This window comes from Pseudoalteromonas sp. A601 (genome assembly GCF_002165575.1).
Lineage (GTDB): Bacteria > Pseudomonadota > Gammaproteobacteria > Enterobacterales > Alteromonadaceae > Pseudoalteromonas.
In genome coordinates this window covers 1-22,384 of record NZ_MXQF01000001.1, presented here as the reverse complement: position 1 = coordinate 22,384, position 22,384 = coordinate 1, and the positions used below count along the sequence as shown (strand labels likewise).

The window sequence follows — 22,384 nt, the reverse complement described above, 5'->3', positions numbered from 1 at the left end:
TAATTATTTTGCGGTTTAATTCATGCACTCAACACCCTTGTACCAACAAGTAAAAAGCACCATTGTCCCGTTTGTCGATGATAATCAAACGTCATTTACAATCGCGCTCTCAGGTGGGGTGGATTCTGTGGTGTTATTGCATGTGATGAATGAAATGAAACGTGAAATACCAGCGCTACAACTGAGTGCGGTTTACGTTAATCATGGCTTGAGTAACTATGCTGATGACTGGCAAAGGTTTTGTGCTGATTTATGCCGACAATTAAATGTCGCATTTACGGCTGCGCCAGTATCCATCGAGCAACGTTCACGCACGAGTTTAGAAGAGCAAGCCCGTGATGCACGCTATTTAGCATTAGATGAGTATAGCGCTAATGGCAGTGTTATTTTATTGGGCCAGCATTTGAATGATCAGCTTGAGACTTTTTTACTACGCCTTAAACGCGGCTCAGGTTTGAAAGGCTTAGCATCTATGCGGCAAACCCGCAGACTTAGCAGTGGCCGTGTTTGCTTTAGACCGCTATTAAATGTTACACGCTGCGCAATAGAGTCATTCGCGAAAGTGTTTTCGCTTGCGCATATTACCGATGATTCCAACACAGATGAACGCTTTGATCGTAATTTTATCCGGCAAAAAGTGGTGCCAGTTTTATCGGATAAATTTACCGGTTTTGAAAAAAGCGCCTCACGTAGCATTAGTTTACTGCAGCAACAGCAAGATTTACTGCATGAATATAGCTTGCAAGATTTAGCTAAATGCCAAAATGAAACTCAAGGCTTAAGCTGCGGCGAGCTTGCAATGTACAGTGCTGCACGCCAAGCAAATGTATTACGTTGTTGGCTTGAGCAGTTTACTGCCTTAATGCCATCGCAAAAGCAAACTGAGCAAATCTTAGAGCAAGGGATTAATGCACAGGTTGACGCACAATTAAAAATACAATTAAAAGACGGAGACATCTGTCGTCATCAAAGTTTTTTGTATTTTGTAAAACACCAAACGCAAGAGCCTCTGGTTGTAACTGAGCGCTCTGATAATACTTTTATTCTAAATAACGGCGCTCATATTAGCGTAGTGCAAGGGAAGGGGGTTAGGCTTCCTCAAGCCGATGAGCATGTAACAGTGAGATTTGATTACCCTCAGGAAAAAATAAAACCTTTGAATAAACCCGGCCGTAATACCTTAAAGCACTGGTTTAAAGATGCAAAAGTAGCCCCTTGGTTACGAGCCAGTGTGCCACTTATTTTTTATAACGACGAATTAGTTCAAGTCGTCGGTTACTTCATCAGTGCAAATCATGTTAGCGATGAAGGAATTTTTTGGGAGTACCATACATGAACCAGCAGCCTCATGTCGGCTTATCACTTGTTAATAAAGCACCGCTTGGCTTGTTAGTAACAACATTGATTGCAATAGCAGCAGGTTTTTTATTTGAAATCGACTTACTAACTTTACTCTATGCGTTTATAGGTGGTCTAGCCTGTGGAATTATTTTAATCGCTTATTGGCTGGGTAAAGGGGGAGTTTATTTTATTGCTGGGGTGAGCGTGCCGTTATTATTGGTGGTCATGATGCCACTTGCCACTATGGCAGCGTTACTTTATTTAGTGAGTGGGTTCTTTTTTGGTTTTTGCTTAGCGTTACTAGGTTATAAGCTAATAAGTAAAGGTTAAGCGCCTTGGGGGCTAGGCGCTATCTATTTTGTTAATACGCTCTGGCGCAGTTTCTACCCGCGGCTTTAGCTTTGTATAAGCCTTTATCAGCGCGCGAAAATATCTCATCTTCACAATCATGGCTATTTACCAAAGTATAGCCAATACTCGTGGTGACTTGGTATTGTGCCATAACACTTGAGTCACCGACTAAACGCATTATGCGCTGCGCAATGACTTTATTAGTAATAAATTCAGGATCGTCGATTAAAATAGCAAACTCGTCGCCACCAAAGCGAAATACTGAGTCGGTGCCGCGAATACTGGTTTGTAATACTGTTGCAAACTCTTTTAATACGTCATCGCCAATTTTATGACCAAAGCTGTCATTAACTTGCTTAAAGTTATCTAAATCAAGCAACATCAAACTAAATGGACGATGCTGACGTCGACAGCGTTCCAGCTTTTCTAATAAAATGTCATTAAATTGGCTGCGGTTATTTAACCCCGTTAGCGTGTCTTTAGTGGCTAAACGTAACACGCGGTTATACATTAACGCATTTCTCAAGGGGTACACTAAGGCATTATGTAATCCCACTAGCTTAGCTTCAATACTCCCTGTTAGTGGATACTGACTAAAGTAAATCAATTGCCCTAAATGCTCATTGTTTATATCTAAATCAAACGAGTAGGGTGAATTGGTATTATCACTGTTATTAACTTGGGTCACACCTTGCGACGATTGAAACTGCATACCTGAAAAATTAATAACTTGCTTGGCATTTTCTGCGTAAATGCTGAGTATTTCCTCAATATTTAACGTAGTTTGTAGCTTTGCAACTAAACTATGAATAGCCGCAGGCTCATTATTTCGGTAATGCTCTGCCGAAAACGGCAGGAACTCGCCACGTGCCGAAATGCGTTGCGTCAAAATATGGACGTTTTCCACTGAAATCTCCCCCCAGGAGTGGTTATAACTTAAATAAAGCGATTTTTGTGCCACTATTTCAAACTGGCTGAAAAACAAATTGCCCCAGAAGTTAAAATCCTTTTGCGTACGAGAGACGACAGTGAGCTCGAATTACAACAAGTGCTGGGTGTACCAGAAGTAGTGCCAGAGACTCTTGAAGCCAGTTTAATATTGGTATCACATGTGTTGTATATGTCAGGTGTGCCAATGACCCGTATCGTTAGAAGAGAGAGTAAAGAACGTAGACATCGCTATAAGTATTTACATGGCTTTTTTGCTGGCGAAGAATTTAGCAAAGAGGATAATAATGCAGAGCGACTAGAGTACTTACATGCCATAGCATTACCTGAGGGGGCGTTTTCGGTTGATAAAAGTATTAGTGAGCTTAATTTAGAAAAGCGCAGAGTAACGGTAAGGGCTTTGCGCCGCCAAGGCCGTGAAATAGACTCGCCCTCACAACATACTATTTTACTCACCGGCGACATCTTAGTACTTCAAGGCAAGCCTAGGCGAGTAGAGCGTTACCTTATTGATGGCAGCGAATAATTTAATCTAGCTCTAAAAATGCCCTGATCTGTGGAAGTTTTTCTATACCATCTTTATAGCCTATTTCAATTAAATGTTGGGTATAGCGTTTTTCGAATAATAAGTAACTGGTTAAACTCGACTGAGAGCGTTTTTTTACACCAATCATACGCAAGAGCATTTTGATGGGCAGCGGCATATCATCATAATACTGAGCAGCAATGGCATTAAAGTTCTCTGATGGGTTTATCACACAGGTATCTATTTGTTTTAGCTCTTGGTGTTTATCACGTCCTGGCATGAGTCCCAATGTACGGTTTATTCGTTGTAAGCGCTCTAAGTCTGATTGCAAGGTATCGCTAAAAACACTATCAAGTAAATGACCCGCAATAGAAGACAACCCCGGGAAATGCGGCAAGTAGCCCGGTGGATGTAGCTCTTTTGGTTGATCAACCCCGATAATAAATATTTTTTCAGCGCCTAAATGCACACTCGGGCTAAGTGGTGACAGCTGATGAATTGAACCATCACCAAAATAGTGATTGTGTACATTAACACTTGGGAACACCATCGGAATTGCACTGGATGCCATTAAATGCTCAACATTTATTCGTGTCGCTTGCCCTTCACGCTTGGCTCGTTGCCAAGGTGATTGAGTGTTCGACTGGAAAAACGCCACAGAGTCACCCGTGGTATAACTAGACGCCGTAATTGACAATGCATCTAAATAATTACGGTGAAGGTTACGCTCAATGCTGGTTAAATCTAATATCTCGCTAAGTAACTTGCGAAGCGGCTGATTATTAAGCAAACTAGCTGGTGGATGGTTAATATGCTCAGACTGAAAACTGGTTAGCATATTTCGCGCTATATGGCCAAATACACTAATAAAGTCACTTTTATAAACCATTGAAGTAGAAAAGTTTTTCCAAACATGTTCGAGCTTTCGAGTGGCTAAATGGGCGCAAGATGCATAACACGCTAAAGCAGCTGAGTTAATTGCACCCGCTGACGTGCCATTAATAATGGTAAAAGGAAGCGGTGCTGTGCGAGGCATACTTTGCGCAAGTGCTTTTAATACCCCTACTTGATAAGCAGCCCGCGCGCCACCTCCAGTTAAGAGTAGAGCTACTTTAGGCTTATTTTTATCGACTTGTTTTATTTTCATGGTTGCGATTAAACTGTTGACCGTCTTTACTTTATTTATTGACTGTAAGTCTTTAAGCTAGAAGAATCAAAGGATACCTGAGCGAGAACACTTTTTTATCGCTTGATTGGGAATTTTACTCACTTAGTCGACTCTAAGTGTTTGAATAATGCATTTTAATTTTTATGGAGTTCGTATGTCAGATCAATCACCACAGCCAGATGTCGAAAAACGTCCACCAAACAACAATTTGTTATTTGCACTTGTTATACTGATTGTTATTGCATGTGCTGCCGCATTTGTTTTATTAAGCTCGGGTGAAGAGCCACAGCCCGTTGTTGAGCAAGCCCCTGTAGAGCAACCAATTCAAGAGTATAAAGCACCAGAGCCAAAGGAAACTGAGCCTGAACCAGAAGTATTACCAGAGCCTGAGGTTGTAGAGCGTCCACCAAGTAGAGATGCAGAGCCTGCTCTGGAAGTTAAATCGCTACCTAACTTAAATGAAAGTGATGAGGTGGTTGTTGCTAATATTGACGAATACCTAAGTGACCAAGTTATGGGATTATTGGTGACAGATGATGTTATTCGCCGCGGTGTTGTATTTATTGACAACCTAGCAAAAGGTAAAGTAGCTGCTAAGCATGCCCCAGTTGAACGCCCTGAAGAAAGTTTTAGCGTTATTGAAGGTGAAATACTCACGATTGACCCTAATAGCTACGAACGTTATACCCCGTACGTTAAAATATTTACTAGCATGAGCGCAGCGCAAATAGTGCGTTTATACGAAGAGTATAAGCCGCTTATTAACGATGCTTATACCGAGATTGGCTACCAAGGTGATGCGTTTAATCAAACCCTTGAAGAGGCTATTGAGTTACTACTTGATACACCTGAGCCAAAAGGTGATATGCCATTATTACGCGACTCAGTAACGTATCAATATGCTTACTCAGAGTGGGAACGTTTACCCGCAGCACAAAAACAGCTATTACGCATGGGTCTAGAGAACATGAAAAAAGTAAAAGCCGTGCTGCGTAACGTACAAGCAGAACTCGATAAGCAACAGTAAGTAATAATTAAAATCGTATAAAAAATAGTGCGATTGTGTGTTTAACATGCAATCGCACTTTCTTTTTTGATTTCCCCTTGAATAAGAGTGAAAAAGTAGAGATAATCCCTCCCGCGCCAAACAAGGCCCTCAATGGTAGTCTTATTGGTCCTCTCGCAACACTAGCAGGCGAACCTGGTCAGGCCCGGAAGGGAGCAGCCACAGTTTGTGACGTGTGTGCCGAGATGTGGCTGGTAAGACTGCCACCCAAATTCCTCATTTGGTGTTGTTTGAAGTATAAGTTGACATATTTGTACTAAAAGATGGCATAAATTGGAAGTATAAGGTGGCATAGTCTAGTATTTAACCAAATGGTTAGATGGTTGACTCACATGTACAGAAGAAAACTCAAACACTCCCGTGTTAAAAACCTCCATAAATTTGCTAGTCAAAAAAATAAATCTACCTGTTTAGTTGAATCCTCTTTAGAGTTTGATGCTTGTTTCCATTTTGAATTTTCACCATCAATAGCCGCATTTGAAGCACAACCACTCGGTTACGAATATCAGTTTGATAACCGTATTTGTCGTTACACGCCTGACTTTTTACTTATCCACACAGACGGCACGCAAAAATTTATCGAAGTAAAACCACAAAGCAAAATTGCCGATGAAGACTTTCGTGCACGTTTTATTGAAAAGCAAGCCATCGCTAAGCAAGATGGACGCGATTTAATACTGGTTACTGATAAGCAAATCCGTGTATACCCAACACTCAATAACTTAAAGCTTTTGCATCGCTACTCTGGTTTTCAGTCTTTAACAGAGCTGCAAGCATCGGTGCTAGAACTTGTTAAGCAATACGGCTCTATTAAAGTGGGCCAGTTAGTTAACTTTTTAAAAGTAACTGCCGGTGAGCTACTTGCTACGGTGCTACGCTTATTATCACTAGGGCAGTTATTTGCCGACTTAACTACAAATGAAATATCAATAGAAACAGCAATTTGGTCTAACAATGTTTAATGACGGTTTGTTTGATGATGAATTTAACCAGCCATTACCAAAAGCAGAAACCAAACTACCTCAAAATTACGCCAAAGATTTACAAGCCCTTCCTGAAAAAATTAAAACTACAACATTTGCTAAGCTTAAATATATTCAATGGCTTGAGGCTAATATTCAAGGCGGTTGGACACAAAAAAACCTTGAGCCTTTATTAAAAGTAATGCCCGAAGTTGAGGGAGAAAAGAAGCCTAGCTGGAGAACCGCTGCACGATGGTATAGCGCTTATACCAATGCAGATAAAAATATCATGGCGCTAATTCCAAGCCATCAAAAAAAGGGTAACAGGGAGCGCGATACAGCCACCGATAAGTTTTTTGAAAAAGCGCTTGAGCGTTACTTAGTAAAAGAAAAACCATCAGTGGCTTCTGCTTATAAGTATTATGCAGATTTAGTTATTATTGAAAACGACAGTGTTGTGGGCAGTGTTTTAAAGCCTTTAACATACAAAGCGTTTAAAAACAGAATAGATAACTTACCACAATACGAAGTAATGATTGCTCGTTATGGTAAGCGCCTTGCTGATATTGCTTTTAATAAAGTAGAAGGGCATACACGGCCTACCCGAGTACTCGAAAAAGTTGAAATTGACCATACACCGCTTGATCTTATTCTATTAGATGATGAGCTGCATATCCCACTTGGTCGGCCAACACTCACTATGTTAGTAGATGTGTATAGCCATTGTATTGTTGGCTATTACTTTAGTTTCAGCGAACCCAGCTATGATGCAGTAAGGCGAGCAATGCTAAATGCGATGAAACCTAAAAGTGAAGTGGCAAAACTATACCCAGATACGCTAAATGAGTGGAAGTGTGCTGGCAAAATTGAAACTCTCGTTGTTGATAATGGCGCTGAATTTTGGAGTAACAGCCTTGAACTTGCTTGTGAAGAGATAGGCATTAATACTCAATATAACCCTGTCGCAAAGCCTTGGTTAAAACCATTTGTAGAACGCATGTTCGGCACAATTAACACTGAATTATTAGACCCTGTTCCCGGTAAAACCTTTTCTAACATTTTACAAAAGCATGAATACAATCCCAAAAAAGATGCAATCATGCGCTTTACGACCTTTATGCAGTTATTTCATAAATGGGTAGTAGACGTTTACCATCAAGATGCCGACAGCCGATTTAAGTACATACCAAGCCAACAATGGGATCAAGGCTTTAATACGTTACCACCAACAGTGCTGAGTAATGATGATCTTCAACAACTGGATGTTGTGCTCAGTATTTCAAATCATAGGGTGCTTCGTAAAGGTGGGATACGGCTAGAAAACTTAAGCTACGACAGTACTGAACTGGCCAATTATAGAAAGCAATTTAGCCACAAGGTATCTCAAGAAGTTTTAATTAAATTAAACCCCGATGATATTTCTTATATATACGTTTACCTCGATAAGCTAGAGCATTACATAAAAGTGCCATGCATAGATCCAAACGGTTATACCCAAAATTTAAGTTTGAATCAGCATAAAATAAATATACGCATTCATCGCGATTTTATTTCGGGCTCTATCGATAATGTAGGCTTAGCAAAAGCGCGTATGTTTATTCATAACAAAATTCAAAGCGAGTTTGAAGGTTTAAAAAATGCGCCAAAACACTCAAAAGTAAAAGGGGGTAAAGCATTAGCTAAGCATCAAAATGTAAATAGTGACTCACAAAAATCAATCACGCAGAGCAAACACGTAGAGGTTAAAAAGGTTACACCTAAAGAGCAACCAGCTGATAGCTGGGATGACTTTATCTCAGACCTAGATGGATTTTAATTATGCTGACCGACAAACAAAAAGAAAAGCTTAATGAATTTCGCGATGTATTTATTGAATACCCAATAATAAGCACGGTATTTAACGACTTTGACAGATTAAGACTTGGTAAAGGGCTAACAGGTGAAAAGCCTTGCATGCTGTTAAATGGCGATACAGGCACAGGTAAAACAGCACTAATAAAACAGTATAAAGAACGTCACTTACCGCAATTTATTAATGGAGTGATGAATCACCCTGTATTAGTCAGCCGCATACCGAGCAATCCGACATTAGAATCTACTTTAGCCGAGCTTCTTAAAGACTTAGGGCAAGTAGGCAGCACAGAGCGTAAGCTACGAATAAACGGTACTCGGTTAACGACATCATTAATTGAAAATTTAAAAACGTGTGGTACTGAGCTTATAATTATTGATGAGTTCCAAGAGCTAATTGAGCACAACCAAGGTAAAAAGCGCCGCGAGATTGCTAACCGATTAAAGTATATTAACGACGAAGCGGGTGTATCAATTGTATTGGTAGGTATGCCGTGGGCAGAAAAAATAGCAGACGAACCTCAATGGTCATCGCGTTTATTAGTAAGGCGGCAGCTGCCATATTTTAAATTATCAGAAAACCCAAAGCATTTTGTGCAGTTAATAATTGGCCTAGCCAACCGTATGCCATTCACCGAAAAGCCAAATTTAAGTGAGCAAGCAACAGTGTTTGCTTTGTTCTCCTTATCAAAAGGTTGTTTTAGAACATTAAAATACTTTTTAGATGATGCCGTACTTTACGCATTAATAGACAACACAAAAACCCTCACGACTAAACACTTGGTCAAAGCATTTGATGTGCTCTTCCCTGATATACCAAACCTATTTACTTTGCCAGTTGCAAAAATTACAGCAAGTGAAGTCGAGCGCTATTCACTATATAAACCTGAAAGCGCCCAAGACGAAGACCCGTTTATAGCGACCAAGTTTACTGACCGAATGCCGATTAGTCAGTTGTTAAGGAAATAACCTTACTTATTCAGCTTAGATAAATAAGCTGTCTTAATTTGTTGAATTATGGTCGATTATCAATTAGATTGTAATCTGCGTAAGTGATTCACTTATTCACTGCATTTAAGGTTATTAAAAATTCTCAGCTGTGTTATGTATGCTACATACATAACGGTGACTATGTCATCTACGCTCAGGGCCCCACCACGCCTCCGGCTGGCGGAGGCAATAGCAAGCTATGGATCAGCCGTACCGAAGTTTAACCAGTGGTTGCTGAGATTTGACTTAAAGAATGTGATGGTTAACCTTTAGCCTAGAGAAACGGTATAAAAGCGCATGCTTGGTACGGCATCCAACCAAAATGGTATTATATGGAAATTAAGTATTACCGAGGCGACCCAATTAAAAAGCTTGAAAACTTTATATCTTTTCTAGATTTAGAAGATGATTATGAAGCTTTTATATCCTCAAATAGCTCTTCTAGATATCGTGAACCTGTTAAATCTGCATATAAAAGTGATGGTTCTAAGAGAAGAGTTTTATGTCCTAATAAATTGACCAGAAAATTTCAGAGAAGAATCAATAACCGCTTTTTCAAGCCTAAAATAATTTGGCCTGAGTTTGTATACGGTTCTATACCAAAGTTAATTAATGGAATTGAGGATAGCAGAGACCACATCAAATGTGCTGAAAAGCATTGTGGAGCAAAAAGCCTTTTAAAAATGGATATATCAGATTTCTTCGATAATATTCATAAAGAGCATATAAAAGATATTTTGGTTAATACTTTAGATCTTTCAAATGAAGTAGCCGATTTCATATGTGATGTTTGTTGCTTTGAAAATACATTGGTTCAAGGCGCATTGACCTCAAGCTATGTAGCTAACTTAATATTTTTTGACTTAGAACACTTACTGGTTAAACGATTAGAACGTAAGGGACTTACCTATACTAGGTTCATTGATGATATCTCCGTTTCTAGTAAAGCTTCTAATTTTAATTTCAACACTGCAAAAAAATTAATTGAAGACATGCTTCTGCAAAAAGATTTGCCAATAAATGAGCAAAAAGAAGAGGTGTCTTATAGCTCGATAAAGCCCTTGATGGTACACGGACTTAGAGTTGAGTTTGACCAGCCACGTTTACCTGCTAAAGAGATTGCAAAAATCAGAGCAGAAGTACATGCATTAACAAAGAAAGCTCAAGAAAATAACTTTAGGAAAAGCAGAAGTTATCGCAGATCTTTTGATAGATGTTTAGGTCGCATTCACAAGCTAGCAAGGGTCAAGCATCCAAAACACGGCTACTTTAAAAACGCTTTAAGTGATATTCAGCCATTGCCATCGGCAGTTGATATAAAACATTGTTTTTTTATAATTAAAAAGCTCGAAACCTACCCTGATAGTTATAGGGAGAAATACTGGTACAAAAAAAGATTTAACCTAGTTGTTTATATGAATGGAATTATAAAAAGATTATATAAAGATAAATACACCGAAATAAGTGAGCGACTTAAAGAAATTGAGCCAAAGGATCGAAAATATGACATTGGATAAATTTAAGAGCATATTTATCAATTTGAAAAAACATATTTCGGTGAATTACCTTTTAAGCGTTAGAACTAAAAGCTGGTTTGTATTCCTTTTTTTACTTTATATTTCCCTACAGTTGTTGCTAGTTATAGGCGTTGCAATTGAATTTATCAATGATGAGAACTTAACTTGGGGATTATGTTTAACCAATTCTTGTTTAAAACTTGTTAATGAACGGTTCATCTATTCCCTATCTTTCAGTAAAGAATTGACTGTTATATTTGGAACTATACTAGCTGGATTGGGTGTGTATATTGGGTGGAAAACGTATGCTTTATCATTAGAAAATAGCATAATGTCAAACCATAACAACAACTTAAGTAACTTTGCAGAATTCTGTTCAGCTCAAATTGAACGGGATCACTTGTTAAGTCCAGAACGTATTGATTTGTATACATATTATGCTTTAGTGTTCCCAGACTCTAGAAGTGGTAAATTTAACTTTTTTAGACTGTACGATCGAAAATTAAATGACGTAATAGCTGTAATTGAGGACTCAAACCAAAGATACAATGATGCTAAAGATACTAACTTAAGATATAAATATACAAACCATCAAACAAAGCTAATAGAAGTTTTGAAAGAATTTGGTATAACAATTGAGCACAGACACCGAACGAGCTTTGATGAAATTGAGCTCAGCCTTTATCAATATATTGACTCAGTTACAAAACAATTTACAACTAGTAAAATTCGATTGGCCGGCCTGAAAAAAGATTATCTTTAACTTTTCTAAAAACTAAAATATCCTTAGTACACTTATGGGTTGGATACTAAGAGAATCTTAGCAAGATATGTTTTATAGCTAAGGTTCACATGGAAACTCCAACACCTTCACGCCTAAAGTCTGCAAGAAAAGCAGCTGGCCTTACTCAGCAACAGCTAGGTATGGCATTAGGAATGGAGCCAAACACGGCTAGCGCTCGCATGAACCAATACGAAAAAGGCAAACATGCCCCTGATTTCTTAACGATGAAACGCATCGCTAAAGAGCTAGATGTACCAGTAGCTTACTTTTATTGTGAAGAAGATGTTTTATCTGAACTAATTTGCGCGCTTGGAAAATTGAGTAGCACTGATCAAAAAGAATTGTTAATGAAGCTTAAGGAAAAGTAAATGTCAAAAGATTGTATGTCTAATACTAAAGAGCTTAGTGACGAAAAACCGAGTAAATCAGATTTATGGGATATTATTAAACGCTATGATTCTTATATCGCTACAATTAATTTTAAAAGTGGCCTAATTACAACGTTTAACTTCGGTATTTTTGCAGGCTTACTGCTCAAAGCATCCGACTTGCTACCTGATTCAGGTTTTTATATGTGGGCGATTGCTATTAATTTAGTTTTAATAGCATTGTTTAGTTTACTTAGTGTTATTTTTGTAATGAATAGCATTAAACCTAAGCTAAAAAGCTCAGAAAAACTGAAGCCTACTTCTGTTATTTTCTTTGGCTCAGTAGCTGAATATGAAAGAGAAGACTACCTCAAAAAATTTGAAAGCATGGATGCGAATTCCTTTTTAGAAGATATTTCAGGGCAAGTTCATGAGGTAGCAAGAATAACAAAGAGTAAATTTAATAGCTTAGATAAAGCCACTACAAGCACAAAGGTAAACCTCTTTCTTTTATTAATCCTTTTCATATTAATTGTTTTCGATACATTAGGGGTTACATTATGTCAAAGCTAAAAGGAGCTTATGGGTCAATAGATGAAATTTTAAAACAAGGTTTTGATCGAGAGAGGCGTTCATCTGAGTTTTTTGAAAGTGTTCAAAAAGCAAAGAGCTTTTCATTAGACTCGTTGAGTGCTGAAAGCTATCAAGTTGGTCTAGAATCAGCTTCTTCAATTTTAAATGTTAACTCGGGCTTGCCTCAAGAACAAAACTTTGGGATACAAAAAAGTATTCGTAAAGCTTTTGGTAAACCGGGAATTAATGAGCCTAAGATTGGGGGACACCCTGATTTTGATTATTTAGCTGATACTAAAACATTGAAAAATGGTTTTAATGTGTCTTTATTTATAGATATTAAAGGTTCTACTAAATTAGGTGTTACTTACTCTGCGGAAACAGTTTTTTTAATCAAAAATGCAATTATCAGGGCTGCTATTGAGACAATACAGGCATTTGATGGGCATGTACATCGAATTATGGGGGATGCAGTACTTGCTTTTTTTAGAAGTGATAAAAAGGCAAGAAATGCAGCTATTGATGCCATTAATTGCGGTACTTATATAGTTCAAGTGATGAATGAAGTTGTAAAGCCTTACTTTACAGAGCAAGGTATTGAAGATGATGTTGGTATTCGAATTGGTATTGACTATGGTAAGAAAGAAGCTGTTATTTGGGGTATGTATGGTTACTCCGGTGCTTCTGAAGTTACAGCAACATCTTATTATGTTGATATTGCTGCAAAGTTACAGCAAAAAGCTCCTAAAAATAGAGTTTTATTAGGGCAGTCAATTAAAGAGCTATTAGATTTACCTGATAAAATATTGGAAACTAGATACGTCCAATCTAATGGCGAGAAAGTGAAAAAAGAGTTTGTCGAACCAAACTACTTAGACGCTTCCGGCAAGCCAATTAATTATAAGCAATATTTGCTTAATCATGAAAAATATATAGCCTTACTACCAAGCCCATCTATTAGCAATTCTTCAGGGAATATAGAAATCACAGCGCATTTAAAAGATGATAAAAACTCTCCATCAAAGATGATTTATTTTCCGTGTTCACAAGTGGTTAAAAAACGCTTAGGTATTGATTTTAAAGTTAAATTTGAATTACCCAAGCAAGATCTGAATAAAGATGTCCGTGTAAGATTTAGAGTTGAAAATACAGGTGCTGAAGCCAGAGAAGCTGCAGAGAACTCGGATAACCATGAGAATGTTGTTGAAGCACATATTTCCGATGATGGTTATTATAGAGCGAGCCAGTGGGCAGATACTGGTTATCTAGGACTTCATTTTATGCATGTATCAGTTTTAGATGAAAATAGAAGGACTTTATTGCAAGAGGAGTCTTTTGGGGTTTTTATTGGAGATCCTCTTTTAGAAATTAATTAGGTACTTAATTTTGACTATCTAATTTATTTAGCCTAAACCTAAACTAAGATTTTCTTAGTTTAGGCTGGCGATGCACTTTTTAGTTCAAACAAAACCTTACCCAGATGAGGCGCTTGAAAGCTATTTACTAAGGCTTGCAAGAGATAACTCATACGATGGTTATAGTGAGCTTGCTGATATTTTGTGGCAATGGCTTGCAGAGCAAGATCATGAGCTTGAAGGTGCGTTGCCGTTGGAGCTTAGTAAGGTTGATGTTTATCATGCTAGGCAAGCGAGCAGCTTTAGAATAAGAGCGCTAAAGTTGGTTGGTAAGTTAGCTGATGTAAACGCTGGTGACATTCTTGCGCTTGCATGGCGGCGCAGTAACTTTAAATTTGGCAACTTAGCAGCAGTAAGTCGAAATGAACTGACTATTCCCCTTGAGCTACTTCGCACTGATAGTATACCTGTTTGCATTAAATGCTTGTCTGAATCTTCATGTATTCCTTTTTATTGGCATTTAAAGCCCTATAAAGCGTGCCATAAGCATAAAGCACAATTAACTACACGTTGTAAAGAGTGCCATAACTTAATTGATTACAGAGCTTCTGAGGCGTTTTTAGAGTGTGGTTGTGGTTATAAACTAACCAATAGTGAAAAATTAAATGATGCAGACTTTAAAATTGCAATTGCTCTTGCAGGTAATAACAGCCAAAAAATAGTTGGGTTAATATCTTGGTTTGCGAAGGTTAAGCAACTTGATGTAAGTGATGTTGATTTTAACCGTGCTTTTGTTAATTACTTTAGTACTTGGCCTGAAAGCCTTACCGTTGAATTAAACTTACTCACAAATAATGCGCGTCTCAAGCAACTCAATCCTTTTAATAAAACTAAGTTCAACTCTGTTTATGGCGATTTAATCCGTGATGGTCAAATAGCTGCAACAAGTAACCGTAAAAACAAAGTTCTTGATGAGATTATTAATTACTTTGTCGAATTAGTTGATAGTAACCCTAAAGCTAAACATCCAAATATTGCAGATGTACTGCTTTGTACTTTTGATGCCGCAGTATTATTAAACACCACTACAGAGCAAGTTTACAGGCTTCATCAAGAAGGCTTTTTAAACTGTGCTTATCCACAAAAAAAGCACGAACAGCTCAGAGCTGATAGCCATGTTTTTTATTTACGCCAAGTAATTGAACTACAGCAAGCATTTGCAGCTGAAAAGCCTCAAATAAAAAAACAATTTATAGCGCCGTGGTAACTTATGAACTTACAAGATGCATTTGCAATTGAATCACTAAAAGAAAAAACCACAGCACTTAGAAAGTTGTTTGCTCCATACACGCCTCATGTTGCGGTAGATGGCCTTGAAGTACAAGCGCTGACTGTGCTCATTAACCTAGTTTATAAGCGAAGTGAAATTGATGCTTTAACAAGCACAAGAACCGCTAAAAGTGTATTACGCGATGAAGTGTTATTGAGTAAGTGCATTAACGAAGTGAAATGGTTTCATACTCATAATTTAAAATACCCTGATATACGAGTAAGCAATCAACGTTTAATTAGTGAAGTTGTAAGTGAAGATATTGCGGGTATTTGTAGCCGGTCATTACCTTTAAGTTTTGGCTGGTCGCACAACAGTGCTGAAATTAATCATGCAAAGTTATTTTTAACCTCATTTATTTGGCAGGGCGAAGTGACTTGTTTAGCAAAGTTATTAATAACTGAAGAGCCTGTTTGGATTAATTTAATAAAAGCATACGGGTTTACTAAAAAGGCGGTTTTTGACATCGCGGTTAAAATAAAACAACAGTTGCCAGTAGCAGAACTCCCATTAGAAGTAAGCTCTTTTTCACCACAATTACAAATGCCATTTCAGCAAAGTTACCTTGCGGTTACGCCTGTAGTAAGCCACGTAATGCTAGCTAAAATTCAGCAATTAACAACAGATCGTAAGTTAAACTTTGGTTTAGTTGAGCACTCAAGGCCAGCCAATGTAGGCGATTTAGCAAGCTCAGTAGGTGGCAATATAAGAGCCTTGCGTTACTTTCCTAAAACAAATTCAAAGGTTATTAACCGCTCTAAAGTAGCCAATGATGATATTGAAAAAGCATTTAAAATTCGTGCGCTATTAAGCAGTCAATTTCAACAGGCGCTTTTGGTGTTAGTGGGTATTAAGCAGTTTAATACGTTAAGGCAAAAGCGATTAGCGCGAGTAGCAGCTATTAGGCAGGTACGTGTTAGTTTGCAGTTATGGCTTGATAACATTCTTGAAGCTAAAAATAACGCGCAAGAGCAAGCTTATCCTGAGTGGGCTAAGCATTACTTAGATCAGAATATTACTAACTGTATTAGCCAATTTAGTAACATACTAAATGAGAGCCTAGGTACTTTAAGTAAGCTCAAACGCTTTGCATATCACCCTAATTTAATGGGGTTGTTTAAAACGCAGTTAAACTATGTGTTTACTCATTGTACAACTGAACAAGAAACATTAAATGATGAGCAAATAGTGTATGTACATTGCCAAGATATGCGAGTGTTTGATGCCGAGGCAATGGCTAACCCGTATATTCAAGGTATGCCGTCACTTACAGCTTTAAATGGGCTTGCTCATAACTTTGAGCGTAAGCTAAAAAACTTTATAGACCCTTCAATTAAGTGTATTGGCAGTGCTATTCACATTGAAAACTATCAACTACATACAGGTAAACCATTACCCGAGCCAAGTAAGTTAAAACAAGTTGCTGGCCATACTCATGTGATAAGTTCCGGTATTATCGATAAGCCTAAATGCGATATAACACTCGATTTAGTATTTAGGCTTTTTGTACCAAATATTGAGCTTTTAGATAAGTTGAATAGTCAGCTTATAAAGCCCGCACTACCATCTATGTTTGCGGGCGGGACTATGCATCCACCTTCGTTATATCAAAATATAGACTGGTGCCATTTACATACTAAACCAAGTGAGCTGTTTAAAAATATAAAGGCAAAATCGTTAAATGGCAGTTGGTTATACCCTTCGAAAAAAGTAGTTAAAAGTTTTGAACAATTGATTGATGCCCTTAACGGTAACTTTAATTTAAGACCTGCTGCAATTGGCTTTGCTGCGCTTGAAGAACCCGTAAAGCGAGATGCAGCATTACATGAATACCATTGTTATGCTGAGCCCGTAATTGGGCTTTTAGAGTGTGTTAGCAATACATCAGTAAAGTACGCAGGGGCTAAGCAGTTCTTTCATGACGCATTTTGGGTTATGGATGTTCAAAAAGAGTCTATGCTTATGAAAAAGTCTAAGTTTGAGTATGAATAATGCAATTACCTCGGCACTTAAGTTACACGCGTTCGCTCTCACCCAGTAAAGCGGTGTTTTTTTATAAAACACCAGAGTCTGACTTTGAACCGCTACAAATAGAGCAAAATAAATTAGTTGGGCAAAAGTCAGGGTTTGGCGATGCGTATCAAAAGCAAAATGTGGCTAAAAATTTAGCGCCACAAGATTTCGCTTTTGGTAACCCACAAACAATTGATGTGTGTTACGTGCCCCCAACAGTAAATGAGCTGTTTTGTCGTTTTTCACTCAGGGTTGAGGCCAATAGTATTGAGCCTCATGTTTGTGATGACCCTAAAGTTATTTATTGGTTAAAACGTTTTTTTGAAACCTATAAAAAGCACAATGGCCTTAATGAAGTTGCGACTCGCTATGCTAAAAATATACTGATGGGCAACTGGCTTTGGCGCAACCGCCAATCACCAAATGTTGATATTGAAATCCTCACAGAACATTTAGACCCAATAATCGTTGAGGGTGCACAAAAGCTAAAGTGGCAGGGCAATTGGAAAAATAATCAAACAGCACTAATAACACTATCAGAAGCTATTCAAGAAGGGCTTAGCAGCCCTCAAAATTATTGTTATTTAGATATAACCGCAAAGATTAAAAATGCATTTAGCCAGGAGGTTCACCCAAGTCAAAAGTTTGTAGATGCTGTTGAACAGGGCATGTCATCTAAACAACTTGCGTACACCCAAGTGGGCGATAAAAAAGCAGCAAGTTTAAACTCACAAAAAGTAGGGGCGGCTATCCAAACTATCGATGATTGGTACGAGGGAGGCTACAAACCTTTACGCACTCACGAGTATGGCGCAGATAAGCAAATATTAGTTGCACACAGAACACCTAAGAGCCATTCAGACTTTTATTCATTACTCCCGCGCATTGCTTTGCATATTAAACACATGGAAAAGCATGGTTTAGAGCAAGGTGAAGAATCAGACGCAGTTCACTTTATTGCGGCAGTGCTGATCAAAGGTGGCTTGTTTCAAAGGAGTAAAGGTTGAAGCGCTATTATTTTACTATTACTTATTTACCTAAAAATTGTGATGTAAGCCTTCTTGCTGGGCGTTGTATTGGTATTTTGCATGGGTTTATGAGTTCACGCGAAATAAGTAATATTGGTGTGTGCTTTCCTAAATGGAATGAGCAAACAATAGGTAATGAAGTAGCGTTTGTATCGACAGATAAGAAGCAATTAATCAATCTATCTCAGCAAAGCTATTTTGAGATGATGGCTCATGATAAGTTATTTGGCTTATCAAAAATACTCGAAGTACCAGTAAACCAAAGCGAAGTCATGTTTGTTCGCAACCAATCAGTAGCCAAAGCATTTGTTGGCGAAAAGCAAAGACGGTTAAAGCGCGCTAAAAAACGAGCTGAAGCCAGAGGCGAGGTTTACAATCCTGAATATAAATTTGAGGCAAAGGACATAGGCCACTTTCATTCAATACCCGTATCAAGCAAAGGCAGTGGCCAAAGTTATGTTCTGCATATACAAAAAATTGAAAAAGCTGAACCCATAAATAATCATTTTAACAATTATGGCTTTGCTACAAATCAAACATTTCAAGGCACGGTTGCTTCTTTAAAGGCCCTTTAAAAGTAGTTATAAAATATTCATAGTTTTTTCAATAGCTTAAACTTATAGGTAAAAGTAAGTGTAGATCATATAAAAATCACTTAACAGTTTGGTATTTAAGGTAATACGTACTATTATTTATAGTGAACTGCCGAGTAGGCAGCTGGAAATTTTTGAATGTGGTCTGGTCGTTCATTACGATGGTGAACTGCCGAGTAGGCAGCTGGAAATTCTAAGTTAACTAATGCTTCTTTACGCAAATCGTGAACTGCCGAGTAGGCAGCTGAAGTTAGGCCGGGAAGTAAACAACCACAAATTGTAACTTTTAACTGCCGAAAAGGCAGAGGGTAAATAAAAAGACCTCAGCAAACGCTGGGGTCTTTTTAAGCGTTATAACCGTGTTTAAGGCTATTAACAACGTTCCTAATTAACCTTCTACCCGCAATTGTATTTACAAATGTTAAAGGTGTTTTAGAGCTAAATTGTAAGGAGCATGTATTTAGCCATTTATTCCATCGTTCAATATTTTCAAAGTAATCAATACAAGTTGATGCTAAATGAGCCAACTCAAAGGTATTTTCGCTCAAAGTTGCATTTAAACGTTTATGCTCTTTTTTATGACGTTCGAAAATTCTAGTATTTGTACCAATTGCTTTAGCAAAGGATTGAATATCCCAACGTAACTCAAGCCTAAATTTCTCAACACTTTTTATATCTAAACCACGCTGAATTAATTCAATTTCATCTAAAGGGTTTGAGCTTAAATTAACTTTTCCATTGCTAAGTATATCTACAAATTTATGATTAGCACTAAGTTGAATATCACTAGGCATAGATACCTCAAAGCCAGAAAAGGTTATATTTAATAATAGCACCTCTACTATCCAGCTGATAGTCGGGTTAGAGCGAGAAGCAGACGGTCGGTTAAGCTCGTTTTTGGACAGAAACGTGTCAGGGACTTTTCTAAATTAGCAACGCACAGATAGCAATACGTACGGCTGTGTTTATCAGACCTGTTTATTCAATAACTTTATCGAGTCCGTTCAAAAGTACCGTTCACATCACGCGTGTAACTTTCCCGTGTGCAATTCGTTATTAGCGCTTACATGGCAAGGCCTCTAGGTTAATACGACAGTGTAACCTAGAGTGCCGCCGCACCTGTTTTTAATGTGAAATGGTAGATACACCGGCAATTATTTTAATAAATACTCACCTTTTGCTTATTCGTAAAAGTGCTATGCGTTAAATTATGATTAAGCGGAACTAAGGCGACAGGTTAATTTTTTCAGCGCCGCAGATAGTTAAAAAATTTTGTTAGTATCAAAGAAACATAAAAAATGAAGGTAACCAGGCACGAGGCCTGGTTGAAAATCAACGATAGTAAAATGGCATGGATGCCACGTTCTAACCGCCAATCTTTTACGGCAATTTAAGATTACACTGCGGTTGGGGCACTATCAATATTAATGAGCACGCGAATGAAAATAGATATTCATTATAAAGTGAAAGTAGAAGGAAGGTTTTCTATTAATTTAATTTCCCTAATTTCTGTAGCCCAATTGGTTATAAGTTTAATAGGTTAATTGTTAGGTAGGGGGTATTGCAGGTCAAAGTGTGATACCCCATTATTTTAGCCGCTAAAATTAAAGTTTCACCGGTGAAACTCAGTTGTTGGATGAAGGTCTTGTGTTTGATTTTCTGCTATCAGTTAACAAATATAAAAATTAATTATTTATCATTATGTTTTCATTTTTTGACAATGCTAAAGGCGTGAACTATGAATACCTTTCAATTGATATTAAAAGGGAAATTCAAGGACTATGAAAATAAATTTAATTAATTGCCTGCTATCTGTAGTCATAGCAACTGGTGTAAGTAATATGAGTTATGCTGAGGAAGTTCCGCGCAGTCAACAAGTAATTACCTCCCTTCCTGTACTCACTAGTCAGAATGCTCCAGCTCCTGCCGAAATCAAAAACATCCGCATGGAGTCTGAATTAATGGCTCGAGCATCAGCTCCGCCGCTATCTTCAATGTGGGTATATGCTGTTGGTTCAACTGATTGTGGGTGGGAGTCCACTGTTGGTATGACAACAACTGCATGTGATCATGGGGGAGAGCAGCTGCGTACTGCTGTTTTAGAAATTGGTTATGGTTATAATCATATTGCTTGGATGAACGGTGGGTTACTTCCGAGTTCCACAATGTACTCAAGTACGCCTGTTTGTGTGACTGGTAGTAATTACACATGGCCTTGTACCGCTGGGCAAACTGTCGTGGGTTTCCTCAATGAATACAATGTCGATGGTCATCAAAACGGATTATTCAAATACCAAAATACTTCGACTAATTCGCCATGGAATACTATGTCAGTCCAGATCAGTATTCTTTGATTTATTAATGATGTAGGCCAGACATTCTGGCCTTTTTATATTTCTAAATACGAATGTTAACACCAGTACTTTTGTCTTGCATGATAGACATAGCTGATTCTAACATCTTCAAAGTAGTCTCGTCATTGCGTGACAGTGCGCCTTGGATGCCATCACGCGTTTTTTGAATGAAGTTATATCGTGTTTCATCACTGTGTGCACCTGCCAGTTCGCCTCCATTTACGGGTATTTTCATAGTCATAGCCATGAAAGGCCTGCCGTCATCGAGAGACATTTCTCCATTGCGGATTTGAGTGTTGGCCCAGTCCCGCATTTCTTGCCGGGTCATACTAGTGAAATCCGCCTGTTTTGTGCTGCTGTCAGTCTTATCATTGTCTGTTTGTGCTGCTGTTAATGCAGCCGAAAATGACGTTGAGGCCTCTGTTGAAGGCTTGGTACGCTGGTTCCCATTAAAATAATGTACGTTTGCATCAACTCGCATAGGTTCTTTTCCTTAGTATGATCGTATGAGTGATATTAACTGCAAAACCTGCGCCATAATTATACACTTATAGTCTTTTGAAAACGCCTTTAAAAAGTTTATTTAAATTAAGTTGTTGAAGGTAATTCATCGTAAAGTGAAAAGCTTAATACAGAGGTGTTGGACGGCAAAGGCTTTCCGGTAACTGGAATATTTACTAATAGGCTTGGCTCATAGGCCTTAAATTATTCAGGATAAAGCCTAATAAAAGAAGGTTTTGAAATAAGCAATATTAAAGTGAAATATTGGGATCGAGATTGATACAAAGATGAGGGATATAGAAATCAATATCCATTTCAATTTTTTGATTTCTTTTAAGTGATTTGCATTTTTAAGCGATTCATTTAGCCGCTGAATATTTAGTTCAACTTCGTGTACAGTCTCCTGAGAGACGAGCGCTAAATCTTTAATACTATCAACAGAGCTTTTTAAGTTTTTCTCTGTTGCTAGTATATGAGTATCAACGCTCTTAATTTCCAGTGATTTCTTCACATATTCAGATAAAGAAATACCTTCCTTTTGCGCCTCACTACTTAAAGACTCTTTTAATTTATCGTCAATTCGGATGCTTAGAATAGCCATTCTAAAATACCTCTGATGTATACGGGTGTAAACAAAGCGTATACGCCTATTTTTAAAGGCGCAACAGGTTATTTTAGATGAAAACTGTGTATGACAAAATGAGATAATAGGCACGCTGTCGAATGTATACAAATGAATCGCCCCGAGTTCATCGGAGACCAGTT

The 22,384-nt window shown here is 38.0% G+C and carries 21 protein-coding genes, 1 other RNA gene and 1 pseudogene; 18 read left to right on the top strand and 5 right to left on the bottom strand.

Features of this window, described 5'->3' with window-relative positions:
• Positions 1-22: 22 nt before the first annotated feature.
• Positions 23-1,336: a tRNA lysidine(34) synthetase TilS gene (gene tilS, locus B5G52_RS00115; RefSeq protein WP_087530679.1), complete on the top strand. Its 1,314-nt coding sequence runs from the start codon at positions 23-25 to the stop codon at positions 1,334-1,336.
• A complete protein-coding gene (locus tag B5G52_RS00110; RefSeq protein WP_087530678.1) occupies positions 1,333-1,671 on the top strand; it encodes a hypothetical protein in 339 nt (112 codons plus the stop codon). The genes tilS and B5G52_RS00110 overlap by 4 nt, the downstream gene beginning before the upstream one ends.
• A 31-nt stretch (positions 1,672-1,702) precedes the next feature.
• On the opposite strand, the gene B5G52_RS00105 is transcribed toward B5G52_RS00110, so the two are convergent.
• Positions 1,703-2,599, bottom strand: a complete 897-nt coding sequence (locus B5G52_RS00105; protein WP_087530677.1) for a GGDEF domain-containing protein — start codon at positions 2,597-2,599, stop codon at positions 1,703-1,705.
• 66 nt (positions 2,600-2,665) lie between these two features.
• Here B5G52_RS00105 and B5G52_RS00100 point away from each other — a divergent pair.
• Positions 2,666-3,166: pseudogene (locus B5G52_RS00100) on the top strand (TrkA C-terminal domain-containing protein); the annotation flags it as partial.
• Position 3,167: 1 nt separating this feature from the next.
• Here the strand turns inward: B5G52_RS00100 and B5G52_RS00095 are convergent.
• Positions 3,168-4,313 carry a patatin-like phospholipase family protein gene (locus B5G52_RS00095; protein WP_087530675.1) on the bottom strand — a complete coding sequence of 382 codons (1,146 nt, stop codon included), beginning with the start codon at positions 4,311-4,313 and terminating at the stop codon, positions 3,168-3,170.
• 175 nt (positions 4,314-4,488) lie between these two features.
• Here B5G52_RS00095 and B5G52_RS00090 point away from each other — a divergent pair, with 175 nt between their 5' ends.
• The 14 genes from B5G52_RS00090 to cas6f all read left to right on the top strand — a co-directional run bounded on the left by B5G52_RS00090 (position 4,489) and on the right by cas6f (position 18,746).
• The gene (locus B5G52_RS00090) at positions 4,489-5,361 is read left to right on the top strand and encodes a DUF3014 domain-containing protein (RefSeq protein ID WP_087530674.1); all 873 of its coding nucleotides are present in this window, start codon (positions 4,489-4,491) and stop codon (positions 5,359-5,361) included.
• 142 nt (positions 5,362-5,503) lie between these two features.
• Positions 5,504-5,600, top strand: an RNA gene (ffs, locus tag B5G52_RS00085) — signal recognition particle sRNA small type.
• A gap of 132 nt (positions 5,601-5,732) precedes the next feature.
• Positions 5,733-6,362 carry a TnsA endonuclease N-terminal domain-containing protein gene (locus B5G52_RS00080; RefSeq protein WP_087530673.1) on the top strand — a complete coding sequence of 210 codons (630 nt, stop codon included), beginning with the start codon at positions 5,733-5,735 and terminating at the stop codon, positions 6,360-6,362.
• A complete protein-coding gene (locus tag B5G52_RS00075) occupies positions 6,355-8,178 on the top strand; it encodes a Mu transposase C-terminal domain-containing protein (protein ID WP_087530672.1) in 1,824 nt (607 codons plus the stop codon). The genes B5G52_RS00080 and B5G52_RS00075 overlap by 8 nt, the downstream gene beginning before the upstream one ends.
• 2 nt (positions 8,179-8,180) lie before the next feature.
• Positions 8,181-9,182: a TniB family NTP-binding protein gene (locus B5G52_RS00070; protein ID WP_087530671.1), complete on the top strand. Its 1,002-nt coding sequence runs from the start codon at positions 8,181-8,183 to the stop codon at positions 9,180-9,182.
• A gap of 353 nt (positions 9,183-9,535) precedes the next feature.
• Positions 9,536-10,720 carry a reverse transcriptase family protein gene (locus B5G52_RS00065; RefSeq protein WP_087530670.1) on the top strand — a complete coding sequence of 395 codons (1,185 nt, stop codon included), beginning with the start codon at positions 9,536-9,538 and terminating at the stop codon, positions 10,718-10,720.
• Positions 10,707-11,483, top strand: coding sequence for a retron Ec48 family effector membrane protein (locus B5G52_RS00060; protein WP_087530669.1), 777 nt, complete (start codon positions 10,707-10,709; stop codon positions 11,481-11,483). Before B5G52_RS00065 ends, B5G52_RS00060 begins: the two co-directional genes overlap by 14 nt.
• A gap of 89 nt (positions 11,484-11,572) precedes the next feature.
• On the top strand, positions 11,573-11,872 hold the full coding sequence (locus B5G52_RS00055; RefSeq protein WP_087530668.1) for a helix-turn-helix domain-containing protein: 300 nt from the start codon (positions 11,573-11,575) through the stop codon (positions 11,870-11,872).
• Entirely contained in the window at positions 11,873-12,445 is a 573-nt protein-coding gene (locus B5G52_RS00050; RefSeq protein ID WP_087530667.1) for a Pycsar system effector family protein, read from the top strand.
• Entirely contained in the window at positions 12,433-13,821 is a 1,389-nt protein-coding gene (locus B5G52_RS00045; protein WP_087530666.1) for an adenylate/guanylate cyclase domain-containing protein, read from the top strand. Before B5G52_RS00050 ends, B5G52_RS00045 begins: the two co-directional genes overlap by 13 nt.
• Before the next feature lie 70 nt (positions 13,822-13,891).
• Entirely contained in the window at positions 13,892-15,067 is a 1,176-nt protein-coding gene (locus B5G52_RS00040; protein ID WP_087530665.1) for a TniQ family protein, read from the top strand.
• A 3-nt stretch (positions 15,068-15,070) separates the two neighbouring features.
• The gene (locus B5G52_RS00035; RefSeq protein ID WP_087530664.1) at positions 15,071-17,122 is read left to right on the top strand and encodes a type I-F CRISPR-associated protein Csy2; all 2,052 of its coding nucleotides are present in this window, start codon (positions 15,071-15,073) and stop codon (positions 17,120-17,122) included.
• Positions 17,122-18,150 (top strand): type I-F CRISPR-associated protein Csy3, encoded by a 1,029-nt coding sequence (gene csy3, locus B5G52_RS00030; RefSeq protein ID WP_087530663.1) that lies wholly within the window; start codon positions 17,122-17,124, stop codon positions 18,148-18,150. The genes B5G52_RS00035 and csy3 overlap by 1 nt, the downstream gene beginning before the upstream one ends.
• A complete protein-coding gene (cas6f, locus tag B5G52_RS00025) occupies positions 18,147-18,746 on the top strand; it encodes a type I-F CRISPR-associated endoribonuclease Cas6/Csy4 (RefSeq protein WP_087530662.1) in 600 nt (199 codons plus the stop codon). Before csy3 ends, cas6f begins: the two co-directional genes overlap by 4 nt.
• 362 nt (positions 18,747-19,108) lie before the next feature.
• On the opposite strand, the gene B5G52_RS00020 is transcribed toward cas6f, so the two are convergent.
• Positions 19,109-19,558 carry an antitoxin Xre/MbcA/ParS toxin-binding domain-containing protein gene (locus B5G52_RS00020; protein WP_087530931.1) on the bottom strand — a complete coding sequence of 150 codons (450 nt, stop codon included), beginning with the start codon at positions 19,556-19,558 and terminating at the stop codon, positions 19,109-19,111.
• A 1,167-nt stretch (positions 19,559-20,725) separates the two neighbouring features.
• Here B5G52_RS00020 and B5G52_RS00015 point away from each other — a divergent pair.
• Complete coding sequence (locus B5G52_RS00015) at positions 20,726-21,118, top strand: YolA family protein (protein ID WP_199524511.1); 393 nt, start codon at positions 20,726-20,728, stop codon at positions 21,116-21,118.
• A 43-nt stretch (positions 21,119-21,161) separates the two neighbouring features.
• On the opposite strand, the gene B5G52_RS00010 is transcribed toward B5G52_RS00015, so the two are convergent.
• Together B5G52_RS00010 and B5G52_RS00005 are read right to left on the bottom strand one after the other, a co-directional pair.
• The gene (locus tag B5G52_RS00010; protein WP_013463093.1) at positions 21,162-21,599 is read right to left on the bottom strand and encodes a hypothetical protein; all 438 of its coding nucleotides are present in this window, start codon (positions 21,597-21,599) and stop codon (positions 21,162-21,164) included.
• 240 nt (positions 21,600-21,839) lie between these two features.
• A partial coding sequence (locus tag B5G52_RS00005) for a hypothetical protein (RefSeq protein ID WP_217896153.1) occupies positions 21,840-22,384 on the bottom strand: 545 nt, incomplete at its 5' end.

Bases quoted from the DNA above. Each gene is read 5' to 3' on its own strand.
- tilS (WP_087530679.1), top strand. From the start codon at position 23: ATGCACTCAACACCCTTGTACCAACAAGTAAAAAGCACCATTGTCCCG.
- B5G52_RS00110 (WP_087530678.1), top strand. From the start codon at position 1,333: ATGAACCAGCAGCCTCATGTCGGCTTATCACTTGTTAATAAAGCACCG.
- B5G52_RS00095 (WP_087530675.1), bottom strand. From the start codon at position 4,313: ATGAAAATAAAACAAGTCGATAAAAATAAGCCTAAAGTAGCTCTACTC.
- B5G52_RS00090 (WP_087530674.1), top strand. From the start codon at position 4,489: ATGTCAGATCAATCACCACAGCCAGATGTCGAAAAACGTCCACCAAAC.
- B5G52_RS00080 (WP_087530673.1), top strand. From the start codon at position 5,733: ATGTACAGAAGAAAACTCAAACACTCCCGTGTTAAAAACCTCCATAAA.
- B5G52_RS00075 (WP_087530672.1), top strand. From the start codon at position 6,355: ATGTTTAATGACGGTTTGTTTGATGATGAATTTAACCAGCCATTACCA.
- B5G52_RS00070 (WP_087530671.1), top strand. From the start codon at position 8,181: ATGCTGACCGACAAACAAAAAGAAAAGCTTAATGAATTTCGCGATGTA.
- B5G52_RS00065 (WP_087530670.1), top strand. From the start codon at position 9,536: ATGGAAATTAAGTATTACCGAGGCGACCCAATTAAAAAGCTTGAAAAC.
- B5G52_RS00060 (WP_087530669.1), top strand. From the start codon at position 10,707: ATGACATTGGATAAATTTAAGAGCATATTTATCAATTTGAAAAAACAT.
- B5G52_RS00055 (WP_087530668.1), top strand. From the start codon at position 11,573: ATGGAAACTCCAACACCTTCACGCCTAAAGTCTGCAAGAAAAGCAGCT.
- B5G52_RS00050 (WP_087530667.1), top strand. From the start codon at position 11,873: ATGTCAAAAGATTGTATGTCTAATACTAAAGAGCTTAGTGACGAAAAA.
- B5G52_RS00045 (WP_087530666.1), top strand. From the start codon at position 12,433: ATGTCAAAGCTAAAAGGAGCTTATGGGTCAATAGATGAAATTTTAAAA.
- B5G52_RS00040 (WP_087530665.1), top strand. From the start codon at position 13,892: ATGCACTTTTTAGTTCAAACAAAACCTTACCCAGATGAGGCGCTTGAA.
- B5G52_RS00035 (WP_087530664.1), top strand. From the start codon at position 15,071: ATGAACTTACAAGATGCATTTGCAATTGAATCACTAAAAGAAAAAACC.
- csy3 (WP_087530663.1), top strand. From the start codon at position 17,122: ATGCAATTACCTCGGCACTTAAGTTACACGCGTTCGCTCTCACCCAGT.
- B5G52_RS00020 (WP_087530931.1), bottom strand. From the start codon at position 19,558: ATGCCTAGTGATATTCAACTTAGTGCTAATCATAAATTTGTAGATATA.
- B5G52_RS00015 (WP_199524511.1), top strand. From the start codon at position 20,726: ATGGCTCGAGCATCAGCTCCGCCGCTATCTTCAATGTGGGTATATGCT.
- B5G52_RS00010 (WP_013463093.1), bottom strand. From the start codon at position 21,599: ATGCGAGTTGATGCAAACGTACATTATTTTAATGGGAACCAGCGTACC.